We start from the raw sequence: 11,891 nt of genomic DNA, 5'->3' as shown, positions 1-11,891 counted from the left end.
TCTTTCATCCTCGTATTAACGGCGTTTCGCCATCATTTCATCGACGATCTCGCCCAGGCGTTGCAATTTAGGGGCGGAAACATCACGTAACATCAGCTCGGTATCCGGTAAACCAATCACCGATGACCAGACCGCGCGTCCCGCCAGGAACCCGGATGCGCCAGCTTCCATCGCGACCCTGACTGCGCGAGGGAACAGTTTTTCGTCCACACCGGAAGAGAGGATGACCCACGGCATATTGATATGCCCATTCAGGCGCTGTGAGGCGGTAAGAAGATCGGAGCGCGCGCCTTTGCCGTAGAGCGGCATTTCAACTTTGTAAAGGTCGGCACCGCTGTCGCCCAACTCTTTGGCCGCATCGATAATCGCCTGCTCGCGATCGAACTTGTCGCCGCAGCGCGGCGGGCGTACAACCGGTTCGATAATGCTCAGCAAACCATTGGAGTGGCATAATTCATTGAATTCTTTAATCATATCCAGACGCTGCTGCGCGTCTTCGTCGCTGCGCCACAGCACCAACAGTTTTAAGGCTTTTGCGCCATCCTGTTTTACCGCCTGCGCATTAATTTTTTTATCAACGACCACGTTATCAACGGGAATACCGTTGCCCGGGATGAAATCATCCGCCGCGACGATCATGGCGCAGCTTTTAGCGACCGCATTTTGTTCTACGGCCTGGCGATAACAGAACTGCTGATCCAGCAGAACGGCAGAGGCATACGGGGAGAGAATTTTCGCCGCATTCACTTTGAAATCCGTCAGCACGCTATCGACAACGGGTGTTTTCGCACCAGCAGCAGCAAACATTAAACGCATTGCCTCACGCTGATCGACAGCCAGCATGGCAAACCCGCCGGACGCTCGCGTAATGTCTTTGATGGTGTAGTTGTTCATTCAATTTTCCTTTATACAGTCGTTACTTTTTTACGTTGGCGGTCAGCCCGGCGCTGATGCGCACCTGTTCCAGGATGGCGCTCCAGTCTTCCTGACCGCGGCCTGCGGCCCGCGCCAGGTTATAAACTTCACGGGAGGCGGCGCCGAGCGGCATCGGTACGTGCAGTTGATTGGCGACATCCAACGCGATGCCAAGATCTTTGTGCGCCAGATCGATCATGAAGGCGGGAGACAGATCCCCTTTCATCACTTTATTCGGCCAGGTGGTGGTGAAATGCCCTTTGCCTGCTGCAGTGCCGTTCATCACTTTTAAAGCCACGTCGAAGGAAAGCCCCAGCGCTTCACATAGCACGGCGGCTTCGGCGGAGAGCGCATTTAGCGCAATACTCATGTAGTTGTTGATCAGTTTTACGCGAATACCCATTCCCGGGCCGCCGGTGTTGACCAGCTCATTACCCATCGCCATCAGCACAGGAGTAGCGTGTTCTACTTGCTGCGCCGTACCGCCTGCCAGCAGCAACAATGTGCCGGTAATCGCGTTGTCGGATGTCCGGCCTACCGGCACGTCCATCATGCTGAACCCTTTGCTCTGCATGTCGGCAATCAGCTTGTCGGTTTGCAGCGGATGAATAGTGGACATATCAATGACCAGCGCTTCACGGGAAAGGGTTTCGCAAACGCCTTGCTCGCCAAATAAAACGGAACGAACCAGCTCGCCGTTCGGGAGCATGGTGATAACAAATTCAGCGCCGATGGTTGCCTGAGCCGGGCTGCTTGCAGGTTGCGCGCCTTTGTCTACCAGACGCTGTACGGCGTCGGGATTAACATCGAAGACGCTGAGTTGATGGCCCTGCTTTAGCAGGTTACTCGCCATAGGGGAGCCCATCTGCCCCAACCCGATAAATGCTATAACTGCCATATCGTTCTCCTGAACACGGTGGTGTCATTTTTTGTCATGTGTGAGCATTTTTCTGTCTGTTTTTGATCGTATTTGTAATTTATGGTCAAAAAATTGACAGCCGTCACTTTTTAAACATTTCGTGAAATTAAAATGGGCCTATCTCAAATGCCTGAGGAATGACCATGATTCGTATTGCTTGTGTAGGTATTACCGTGATGGATCGCATCTATTACGTGGAAGGATTACCGACAGAAGGGGGTAAATATGTGGCGAAGCGCTATACGGAAGTGGGCGGCGGGCCTGCGGCGACCGCTGCCGTGGCTGCGGCGAAATTGGGCGCGCAGGTGGACTTTATTGGCCGTGTGGGCGATGACGACACCGGAAACAGTCTGCTGGCGGAGCTGGAGTCCCTGGGGGTAAATACCCGCTATACCCGCCGCTATACGCAGGCGATGTCGTCGCAGTCAGCGATTATGGTGGACGCCAAAGGAGAGCGGATCATCGTTAATTATCCCAGCCCGGATTTATTACCTGACGCCGACTGGCTTAACGACATCGATTTTTCGCAGTGGGATGTGGTGTTGGCGGATGTGCGCTGGCATGACGGCGCGAAGCAGGCCTTTACGCTGGCGCGTCAGGCTGGCGTCATGACCGTTCTGGATGGCGATATTACGCCGCAGGATATTAGCGAGCTGGTGGCGTTAAGCGACCACGCCGCCTTCTCCGAGCCGGGACTGGCACGTTTGACGGGGATGAGTGAAACCATGGATGCGCTAAAAAAATCACAAACGCTCACAAATGGACATGTCTATGTCACGCAAGGCAGCGAAGGTTGCAACTGGTTGGAAAAAACGACGGTACGCCACCAACCGGGTTTTACCGTGGAGGTGGTGGATACTACCGGCGCGGGCGATGTTTTTCATGGCGCACTGGCATTTGGCCTGGCAAGCGGATACGCCATCGAAGAGGCTGTCAGATTCGCCAGCGGCGTTGCTGCGCTGAAGTGTACGCGCCCGGGTGGCCGGGCGGGTATCCCTGATTGTGAGCAAACCCGATCTTTCCTGTCACTTTTTGTATAATATGGGCAGTAGGAAGCTTTTAGAGGAATGCTCATGAGTCTTACCGAACTGACCGGTAATCCGCGACACGATCGGCTGTTAATGCTCATTGATGAGCGCGGCTATATGAATATCGATGAGTTAGCCAGTTTGTTGGAGGTCTCTACCCAGACGGTTCGCCGCGATATTCGTAAATTAAGCGAGCAGGGGCTGATTACGCGTCATCACGGCGGCGCTGGCAGAGCGTCCAGTGTGGTCAATACCGCCTTTGAGCAGCGAGAGGTCTCCTGGACGCAAGAGAAAAAAGCCATTGCGGAAGCCGTGGCTGACTATATTCCGGATGGCTCCACGATATTTATCACGATTGGAACGACGGTTGAGCAGGTGGCGCGCGCGCTGCTCAACCATAATCATCTGCGCATTATCACCAATAGCCTGCGCGTCGCGCATATTCTCTATAATAACCCTCGCTTTGAAGTAATGGTGCCGGGCGGCACTCTGCGACCGCATAATAGCGGCATTATCGGGCCCTCCGCGACGGCGTTTGTCGCGGGGTTCCGGGCGGACTATCTCGTCACCAGCGTAGGCGCGATAGAGAGCGATGGCGCGTTGCTGGAGTTTGATGTTAACGAAGCCAGCGTAGTGAAAACGATGATGGCCCACTCGCGACACATCCTGCTTGCCGCCGATCATACGAAATACCATGCTTCTGCGGCGGTTGAGATCGGCAATGTGTCACAGATTACCGCTCTGTTTACGGATGAGTATCCCGGTCCGGCATTACAGAATTTACTTCAATCCCAGCAAATCGAAGTGGTTCAGGTGAGTCCTTCGCTGGACGACGCCGTTTCAGCGTGACAAGTGCCCTTGCGCCGGATGGTCGCGTCAGCGCTTTATCCGGCCAATAAAACGGCGCTGTGATGCAGGCGATATTGAACATCGTCTGCGTTTCTATTGTCTTTTTGTTAATTGATTTATAAAGGGATACATAGTCAAACTTCTCCTTTCCCGCTACAGTTATTCATCCCCGGTTAGCAAGGAGAATGCCATGCTCTATATCTTTGATTTAGGTAATGTGATTGTCGATATCGACTTTAACCGCGTATTAGGTGTGTGGAGCGACCTGAGTCGAGTACCGCTGGCTTCGCTGAAGCAAAAATTTACGATGGGCGAGACTTTTCACCAACATGAACGCGGTGAGATAACTGACGAAGCGTTTGCTGAAGCTTTCTGCCATGAAATGGCATTATCGCTCAGTTATGAACAGTTCTCGCACGGCTGGCAGGCGGTATTTGTCGGATTACGGCCCGAAGTGATTGCTATCATGCATAAACTGCGCGAGCAGGGGCATCGCGTGGTGGTGTTATCCAATACTAACCGACTGCATACCCACTTCTGGCCGGAGGAATATCCGGAGGTTCGCGCTGCCGCCGACCATATCTATTTATCGCAGGATTTGGGAATGCGTAAGCCGGAAGCGCGTATTTATCAGCACGTCCTGCAGAAGGAGGGATTTTCCGCCGCTGATGCGGTCTTTTTCGACGACAACGCCGATAATATAGAAGGGGCCAACCAGTTGGGGATCACCAGCATCCTGGTGAAGGATAAAACTACTATCCCTGACTATTTCGCGAAGCTGTTATGCTAAAAACCGTTCACCAAAAAGCTGGACGCCATACACGCCCTGTTCGGGCCTGGCTCAAGCTATTATGGCAGCGTATCGATGAGGATAATATGACGACTCTGGCGGGAAATCTCGCCTATGTTTCATTACTCTCCTTAGTACCGCTTATTGCCGTCGTTTTTGCTCTTTTCGCTGCGTTTCCGATGTTTTCTGATGTCAGCATTCAGTTACGCCATTTTATCTTCGCTAACTTTATGCCAGCCACCGGGGATGTGATTCAGCGCTATATTGAGCAGTTTGTCGCTAACTCCAACAAAATGACGGCGGTGGGCGCCTGTGGACTGATTGTGACGGCATTGCTGTTGATGTATGCCATTGATAGCGCCTTAAATACTATCTGGCGCAGCAAACGCACACGACCAAAAGTGTACTCTTTTGCGGTATACTGGATGATCCTTACGCTCGGCCCGCTACTCGCTGGCGCCAGCCTGGCGATCAGCTCCTATCTGCTTTCTTTACGCTGGGCCAGCGAGCTGAATACGGTCATCGACAATGTATTGCGCATCCTTCCGTTGCTGCTCTCGTGGCTCTCATTCTGGTTACTTTACAGTATTGTCCCAACGACTCGTGTACCGAACCGTGACGCCCTTGTCGGCGCGTTTGTCGCGGCTTTACTGTTCGAGGCCGGAAAGAAAGGTTTCGCGCTTTATATCACCATGTTCCCGTCATATCAGCTTATTTATGGCGTACTGGCGGTGATCCCAATCCTGTTTGTCTGGGTATACTGGACCTGGTGTATAGTCTTGCTTGGCGCAGAAATAACTGTCACTCTCGGGGAATACCGAAAACTCAAACAAGCCGCAGAACAAGAAGAAGCTGACCAACCATGATTGCATTAATTCAACGCGTAACCCGTGCCAGCGTCACCGTGGAGGACGAGGTGACGGGTGAAATTGGCCCAGGACTTTTGGTGTTATTGGGTGTCGAAAAAGAAGATGACGAACAAAAAGCGAATCGTCTGTGCGAGCGCGTGCTGGGATACCGTATCTTCAGCGATGCCGACGGCAAGATGAATCTGAACGTACAACAGGCTGGCGGCAGCGTGCTGGTGGTGTCGCAGTTTACGCTGGCGGCCGATACCGAGCGTGGTATGCGACCGAGCTTTTCCGGCGGCGCTGCGCCGGAGCGCGCGCAGGCGCTTTATGCATATTTTGTCGAACGTTGCCGCCAGCAGGCAATACACACGCAAACCGGACGCTTCGCTGCCGATATGCAGGTTGAGCTGGTTAATGACGGTCCCGTGACATTCTGGCTTCAGGTATGAGCCAACTTCCGGCGTGGCCGCGGATAACAAGAGAGAGTACTGCTATGTATCACCTTCGGGTTCCGCAAACAGAAGAAGAATTAGAACGTTACTACCAGTTTCGCTGGGAGATGCTGCGTAAACCGCTGCACCAGCCGAAAGGGTCGGAACGGGATGGCTGGGATGCGTTGGCGCACCATCAAATGGTGGTGGACGAAGAAGGAAATTTAGTGGCAGTGGGCCGCCTGTACATCAATGCAGATAACGAGGCCTCTATCCGTTTTATGGCTGTACATCCCTCGGTACAGGATAAAGGGCTGGGGACATTAATGGCGATGACTCTGGAGTCTGTCGCCCGTCAGGAAGGCGTTAAGCGCGTCACCTGCAGCGCGCGCGAAGATGCGGTTGAGTTCTTTGCCAAACTCGGATTTGTCAATCAGGGGGAGATTACTACGCCCACAACCACGCCAATCCGCCATTTTCTGATGATTAAACCGGTAGCCTCGCTGGATGATATCCTGCATCGCGGCGACTGGTGCGGGCAGCTTCAGCAGGCCTGGTATGAGCACATTCCATTGAGTGAAAAGATGGGGGTGCGCATTCAGCAGTACACCGGGCAAAAATTTATTACCACGATGCCGGAAACCGGTAATCAAAATCCGCATCACACGGTGTTTGCCGGCAGCCTGTTCTCCCTGGCGACGCTGACCGGATGGGGGCTTATCTGGCTGATGCTCCGTGAACGCCACCTGGGTGGGACGATTATTCTTGCCGACGCCCATATTCGCTACAGCAAACCGATTAGCGGAAAGCCAAACGCAGTGGCTGATTTGGGGTCGTTAAGCGGTGATTTGGACAGGCTGGCGCGGGGTAAAAAAGCGCGTGTCCAGTTGCAGGTTGAACTCTTGGGTGGCGATACCACCGGGGCAATTTTCGAAGGTATTTATATCGTGCTACCTGCGAAACCATTCGGCCCGTATGAAGAGGGCGGGAATGAGGAAGAGTAGCTGGACATATCCAACTACTCGATGAAGGCATCCGCTGGTAGTTTAAAGCGTTGTGTAAGCGCTTTAATATGATTAACCGTTAGTGCTCTGCGGCCATTTAAGATGTTGCTGACGTTCGATTTAGAACCAAGTTCGTTGGCAAGATCTGCTGCTTTGAGACCGTATTGATCCATGAGCGTTCGCAATACTGAAACGCCAGGGGGCGTTTTCTCCAGGTGTTGGTTGAGTGCTTTGAATTCCGGCGCATGTTTTTCGTATTCACTGATTCGGGCACAGAGCAATTCAAATAGTGGGTTTTCAAGATCGTCGTGGTCGACCAGAAACTCCACTAGCGCTAGTGCCCTGCGATACTCATTGTCATTTCGGTCTTCCCCCATCAGTGGGACGGTTTTTACCGCATCGCTGAAGGTATCAACGATCTTTTTTGCGCTGGTTGCATCCATCTGACGATGAGTTCTCATTCTTTATTACCCCGATAATATGCGGTCAGTTTGTCATATTCGGCATGGGAAACGATATGTTTCACAAATATCTTATGTAACCTGAAATCTATGTAGGAAATGAGTCTCAGGCTATTACCAGAAACATCAATCACCCACCATTTATCTCTGTACTTAAAATTATCCAGTGAAGGAATATACCGCTTCATCTCTTCAGGCTGAGTGAATGTTTTTTTCTCAAGAACATTCAGCAACTCAGTGAGGGCAAGCTCATGGTTTGGATACATGAGCATCGCTTCATTGAACGGTTTTCGGCTGATAACATGCACAATGTAGTTTCATTACAAAGTTTTCAACCTGAAAATAATTTAGCGCAACGTCATAAAGTTTTCAAGTTGAAAACAAAATTGAATTTTAGGTCATTTTGCCTGTTGATGGCTTACAACACGCCAGGCCATATCTCGCATGGCGCTTCGTGCCGCCTGGCTCACGCCTCCGAGCTGGAAAAAGCCATGAATGACACCGAGAGCGCTGGCAAGTACATTCCACATCCTGTTCCTGGAACCGTTGATACAGGGCCTCGCCCTCATCGCGCAGTGGGTCGAATTCGGCAGTAATGATGTGCGTGGATGGCAGACCGGCGAAGTCCTCACGCCAGAGCGGACTGGCTTCAGGATGCAGTGGATCGGTTCGCGGCATATACATCTCGTAGCCTGAAAGCAGCGTGTCACGCGTGATAATGTAATCCAGCCCATTACAGGTGTAGCTCGCAAACCTGGCGGTTGCGTCCAGCATGGGGTAGATCAGAATCAGCTGTGCAGGTTGCCATTGACGGGCGGCTTTCAGGCGTAGCGCAGTGACCAGCGCCAGATGCCCACCCGCGCTGTCACCGGCAAGCGTAATGTTCTCGCGATCTATCCCCAGTTTCTGGGCATATTTCCAGATAGTATTGGCTCCGGTTTCGGCATCGTTATGTGCGGCCGGGAAGGTGTGCTCTGGTGCAAGTCGGTACTGCGCCGCAATCACGCGACAACGGCTGTAAAAAGCTAACTGCCTTAACTGGTTATCGTGAGTGGCAAAACCGCCGCTGACAAAGCAACCACCATGATAATAAATGATGCAGGGTAATTTCCCTGTGGCATTGAGCGGCGAAACCACGCGAAACGTCATGGCATTGAGTTCAATATCTTCAACCTGGACGCGGGTTTCAGTTTCTCCTGCCAGTGTCGTGCTGGCGATGTAGCCCGCCCTCCGGTCATCAATATTCTGTTCGCGAGAAGAGGGGCGTCCCGCCGCGATAAATTCCTCCACTAACTGCGCAATCCCGCTTTCCAGTGCCATTTTTCATTGCCTTTATCTGTATGGATATACAGTTTTATAACCCGATTTGGTACGAATGAAAATGGGAAAATTGGGCTGCGTACGATTCTGGAAAGCGGCTCGCAAAAATAAAAATCGTTCGCGTAATAACTATTTTCTCGTCAGTCTCAGGTGTATGTTGTTTGAAAAATAAGCGCGAATGATATACTGGAGGTATATGTGAGTATGATGGCTGGGATGGATATGGGCAGAATTTTACTCGATTTATCAGACGATGTGATTAAACGGCTTGACGATCTCAAGGTGCAACGCAACCTACCTCGTGCAGAACTCTTGCGGGAGGCTGTTGAGCAGTATCTGGAAAGACAGGATCGGGCTGAGACCACAATTTCGAAAGCATTGGGGCTCTGGCAAGGCTGTGAGGAAGATGGCGTTGAATACCAACGTAAACTTCGTGAGGAATGGTAATGGTCAAAGGGTCTGCGCTTTTTGATACCAATATCCTCATCGACCTGTTTAGCGGTCGTATTGAAGCGAAACATGCGCTGGAAGCGTATCCGCCACAGAATGCGATTAGCCTTATCACATGGATGGAAGTGATGGTGGGCGCTAAGAAATATCATCAGGAAAACCGCACGCGAATTGCATTAAGTGCGTTTAATGTTATTGGTGTGACACAAGAAATCGCGGAACGAAGCGTTATTGTCAGGCAGGAGTATGGCATGAAACTCCCGGATGCGATCATTCTGGCCACTGCACAAGTCCATCGTTGTGAGCTTGTGACGCGTAATACAAAAGACTTTGCCGGCATTCCAGGAGTGATCACGCCGTATCACTTGTAGACCGGACGGCAAACTTCGCCCGGTCTGAGTAAAAAACTTATTCCCCTTCGCCAGGGAACAGGAACGGGTTGATGGAACTGCGGGCGAAGCCCTCCTGTTCCATGCGCGCGTCCAGCACCAGCGAGGCGAGATCGTCGGCAACGGCTTCGACTTTCGGGTCTTTTTCCTGATACAGAATCTTCAGGTAAGTCCCGCAATCGCCACAGCTTTCGGCCTTCACCGCGGCCTGCTCATTTTCCAGCGACCAGTAGTGTAAGTCGCGGCTCTGTTCGCAGTTACTGCATTTTACGCGTACTACATGCCACTCGGTTTCGCACAGGTTACAGTGCAGATAACGCAGCCCCTGCGTGGTACCGATCTGCACCATGCTGGAGACCGGCATCGAACCGCACACCGGGCAATACTGGCGCGCTTCGCCATATTCCGCGCGGGCTTTGCCTGGGATCAGGCTGGCCATTTGCGCCCAGTAAAGGGAGAGCGCGGCCCAGATAAACGGGGCTTTATCGCTGCTGACGGAGGCAAAATCCGAGGCAAACAGCGCGTTCGCCATCTGCTCCAGCTCCTGCTCTGATGCTTTCTCCAGATTCTCGATCACCGCCAGCGCGGGGCCGCTCATCTCGGGTTTTAGCTCGGCAATCAACGAATTCAGCAGTTTTTGCCAGTGCTTGTCACGCGGCAGCACATGGATATCCAGCGGCGGCTTGCCCTGTTCGTTCGCTTCTTTAATGCGTGCGGTTAGATCCATTTCCAGCGGATGGTCGTACAGCACCACTTCCTGCGCGTGCGCGATAAGCGCGGCAAAACGCAGATAATCGCCCAGCGGATTATTTTCAGCCAGCTCGCGCAGACGTTCGGCGCGGCGGTTGTAGACGTTTTTGAGTCGGGGGAACAATAACGGCGGAATCATATCCGCCGTACGTTTCTCGCTCGAACCCAGCTCATCTTGCGGGATTATGCGAATACTCATTCAGTTTCTTTTTCCGTTGTCTTGCGGACTTCTCGGTACCAGCGTGGGTGATGTTTCTTCGCCCACGACCGGGTTACCCAGCCTTCCACCATCGCGGTAATGGTGCCTTTCACCCAAAGGGCGGCGTAGATATGCACCATGATAACCACAATTAACGCTACTGCGGCAAAAGAATGCAACATTAACGCGAATCGGATCACCGGGATTGAGAAAGCAGGCGCAAAATACGGACGCCAGATAATCACCCCGCTCACCAGCAGCAGCACCAGGAAGATAATCGCCGCCCAGAATACGCATTTCTGACCGAAGTTATAACGCCCGGTGTCACCCACTTCCTCGTTGACGACGATCTTACGAATATTCTTCGCCCAAAAGATATCATCCCGATTGATTAGATTGTGGTGCCAGTAGCGGAAAAACATGATGATAAACGAGGCAAACATAACAACGCCTACAAACGGGTGCAGAATTCGCGCCAGTTGTGGGGTGCCCATGATATGCATCAGCCAGTTGAAGGATGGGAATAAAAAGCCCAGCCCGCTCACCGCCGCCAGCACGAAGCAGAAGGCGACGATCCAGTGGTTGATGCGTTCCGGCGCCGTATAGCGCACGATGGTGTCACGTCGTTTCATTTGCGCACCTCGTCTTTCTCTTCATGCAGGTTATCATCTTCCTCTTCCGCACGGTTCGGACCGACGCCGACATAGTGGAAGACGCTGGCGGCAAAGGTCGCGGCAAAACCGAACGCGGCGAGCGGTTTCCAGACGCCTTTCCAGAACTTGACGGTTTCGCTGATTTCCGGATTCTCCGGCAGACCGTGATACAGATTCGGCTTGTCGGCATGGTGTAGCACGTACATGACATGCGTACCGCCTACACCCGCCGGATCGTACAGACCCGCGTTGTCATAACCCCGGGTTTTTAGTTCCGCCACCCGCTCGCCCGCCAGCGTTTTCATGTCCTCTTTCGAGCCAAAATGAATGGCGCCAGTTGGACAGGTCTTCACGCAGGCCGGTTCCTGGCCGACCACCACGCGGTCAACGCACAGCGTACATTTATAGACGCGGTTGTCTTCCGGGTTAAGGCGCGGCACGTTGAATGGACAGCCAGCGATACAGTAGCCGCAGCCGATACACTGCTCGGACTGGAAGTCGACAATGCCGTTGGCATACTGGATGATAGCCCCTTCCGCCGGACATGCCTTCAGGCAGCCGGGATCGGCGCAGTGCATACAGCCATCCTTACGGATCAGCCATTCCAGTTTGTCGTTCTGTTCCACTTCCGAGAAGCGCATCACCGTCCAGGATTTAGCGGTTAAGTCCGCCGGGTTATCGTAGACCCCGACGTTATTGCCCACTTCATCACGGATATCGTTCCACTCTGAGCACGCCACCTGACACGCTTTACAGCCGATACAGGTGGTGACGTCGATGAGTTTCGCCACCTCTTCCTGATGGTCCCGCGCCTGGGGCGCGGGGGTGAAACCGTTAGTGGCGGAACGACGAATGATGTCTTGCGATTGATAAGCCATAGGT

15 protein-coding genes and 1 pseudogene are annotated in these 11,891 nt (G+C 52.8%); 8 read left to right on the top strand and 8 right to left on the bottom strand.

Annotated features, from left to right (window positions below; translation table 11 throughout):
* Positions 1–15 precede the first annotated feature (15 nt).
* The gene (gene yihT / locus ACE15A_RS22290; RefSeq protein ID WP_023249105.1) at positions 16–894 is read right to left on the bottom strand and encodes a sulfofructosephosphate aldolase; all 879 of its coding nucleotides are present in this window, start codon (positions 892–894) and stop codon (positions 16–18) included.
* A gap of 22 nt (positions 895–916) precedes the next feature.
* Complete coding sequence (yihU, locus tag ACE15A_RS22285; protein WP_053509954.1) at positions 917–1,813, bottom strand: sulfolactaldehyde 3-reductase; 897 nt, start codon at positions 1,811–1,813, stop codon at positions 917–919.
* Between the two features lie 164 nt (positions 1,814–1,977).
* Between yihU and ACE15A_RS22280 the strand changes: the two genes are divergently transcribed.
* The 6 genes from ACE15A_RS22280 (at position 1,978) to fabY (ending at position 6,787) form a co-directional block, all read left to right on the top strand.
* Positions 1,978–2,874, top strand: coding sequence for a sugar kinase (locus tag ACE15A_RS22280; protein WP_023249107.1), 897 nt, complete (start codon positions 1,978–1,980; stop codon positions 2,872–2,874).
* 33 nt (positions 2,875–2,907) lie between these two features.
* Positions 2,908–3,711, top strand: coding sequence for a DeoR/GlpR family DNA-binding transcription regulator (locus ACE15A_RS22275; RefSeq protein WP_023249108.1), 804 nt, complete (start codon positions 2,908–2,910; stop codon positions 3,709–3,711).
* A 190-nt stretch (positions 3,712–3,901) separates the two neighbouring features.
* Entirely contained in the window at positions 3,902–4,501 is a 600-nt protein-coding gene (gene yihX / locus ACE15A_RS22270; RefSeq protein WP_000965699.1) for a glucose-1-phosphatase, read from the top strand.
* Positions 4,495–5,367, top strand: coding sequence for a virulence factor BrkB family protein (locus ACE15A_RS22265; protein WP_023249110.1), 873 nt, complete (start codon positions 4,495–4,497; stop codon positions 5,365–5,367). The genes yihX and ACE15A_RS22265 overlap by 7 nt, the downstream gene beginning before the upstream one ends.
* On the top strand, positions 5,364–5,801 hold the full coding sequence (dtd, locus tag ACE15A_RS22260) for a D-aminoacyl-tRNA deacylase (protein ID WP_023249111.1): 438 nt from the start codon (positions 5,364–5,366) through the stop codon (positions 5,799–5,801). Before ACE15A_RS22265 ends, dtd begins: the two co-directional genes overlap by 4 nt.
* Positions 5,802–5,845: 44 nt before the next feature.
* A complete protein-coding gene (gene fabY / locus ACE15A_RS22255; RefSeq protein ID WP_024134888.1) occupies positions 5,846–6,787 on the top strand; it encodes a fatty acid biosynthesis protein FabY in 942 nt (313 codons plus the stop codon).
* Positions 6,788–6,801: 14 nt separating this feature from the next.
* On the opposite strand, the gene ACE15A_RS22250 is transcribed toward fabY, so the two are convergent.
* The 3 genes and pseudogenes from ACE15A_RS22250 to ACE15A_RS22240 form a co-directional block, all read right to left on the bottom strand.
* Positions 6,802–7,248: a type II toxin-antitoxin system HigA family antitoxin gene (locus ACE15A_RS22250; RefSeq protein ID WP_001259011.1), complete on the bottom strand. Its 447-nt coding sequence runs from the start codon at positions 7,246–7,248 to the stop codon at positions 6,802–6,804.
* Positions 7,245–7,556 carry a type II toxin-antitoxin system HigB family toxin gene (locus ACE15A_RS22245; RefSeq protein WP_000558166.1) on the bottom strand — a complete coding sequence of 104 codons (312 nt, stop codon included), beginning with the start codon at positions 7,554–7,556 and terminating at the stop codon, positions 7,245–7,247. The genes ACE15A_RS22250 and ACE15A_RS22245 overlap by 4 nt, the downstream gene beginning before the upstream one ends.
* An 85-nt stretch (positions 7,557–7,641) precedes the next feature.
* Positions 7,642–8,568 (bottom strand): annotated as a pseudogene (locus tag ACE15A_RS22240) (alpha/beta hydrolase).
* Positions 8,569–8,772: 204 nt separating this feature from the next.
* On the opposite strand from ACE15A_RS22240, the gene ACE15A_RS22235 reads away from it, so the two are divergent.
* Together ACE15A_RS22235 and ACE15A_RS22230 are read left to right on the top strand one after the other, a co-directional pair.
* Complete coding sequence (locus ACE15A_RS22235) at positions 8,773–9,015, top strand: CopG family transcriptional regulator (RefSeq protein WP_001523745.1); 243 nt, start codon at positions 8,773–8,775, stop codon at positions 9,013–9,015.
* Entirely contained in the window at positions 9,015–9,389 is a 375-nt protein-coding gene (locus tag ACE15A_RS22230; protein ID WP_023249114.1) for a type II toxin-antitoxin system VapC family toxin, read from the top strand. Before ACE15A_RS22235 ends, ACE15A_RS22230 begins: the two co-directional genes overlap by 1 nt.
* 37 nt (positions 9,390–9,426) lie before the next feature.
* Here the strand turns inward: ACE15A_RS22230 and fdhE are convergent, their stop codons facing one another.
* The 3 genes from fdhE to fdxH are packed head-to-tail and all read right to left on the bottom strand — an operon-like array spanning position 9,427 to position 11,887.
* Positions 9,427–10,356: a formate dehydrogenase accessory protein FdhE gene (fdhE, locus tag ACE15A_RS22225; RefSeq protein WP_053509958.1), complete on the bottom strand. Its 930-nt coding sequence runs from the start codon at positions 10,354–10,356 to the stop codon at positions 9,427–9,429.
* The gene (gene fdoI, locus ACE15A_RS22220) at positions 10,353–10,988 is read right to left on the bottom strand and encodes a formate dehydrogenase cytochrome b556 subunit (protein ID WP_000829028.1); all 636 of its coding nucleotides are present in this window, start codon (positions 10,986–10,988) and stop codon (positions 10,353–10,355) included. Before fdoI ends, fdhE begins: the two co-directional genes overlap by 4 nt.
* Complete coding sequence (gene fdxH, locus ACE15A_RS22215; protein ID WP_000331364.1) at positions 10,985–11,887, bottom strand: formate dehydrogenase subunit beta; 903 nt, start codon at positions 11,885–11,887, stop codon at positions 10,985–10,987. Before fdxH ends, fdoI begins: the two co-directional genes overlap by 4 nt.
* Between the last annotated feature and the right edge of the window lie 4 nt (positions 11,888–11,891).

It is taken from the genome of Salmonella sp. HY31 (assembly GCF_042604575.1).
GTDB lineage: Bacteria > Pseudomonadota > Gammaproteobacteria > Enterobacterales > Enterobacteriaceae > Salmonella > Salmonella diarizonae.
The sequence above is the reverse complement of the archived record's forward strand: the minus strand, read 5'-3'. Positions and strand labels throughout refer to the sequence as shown.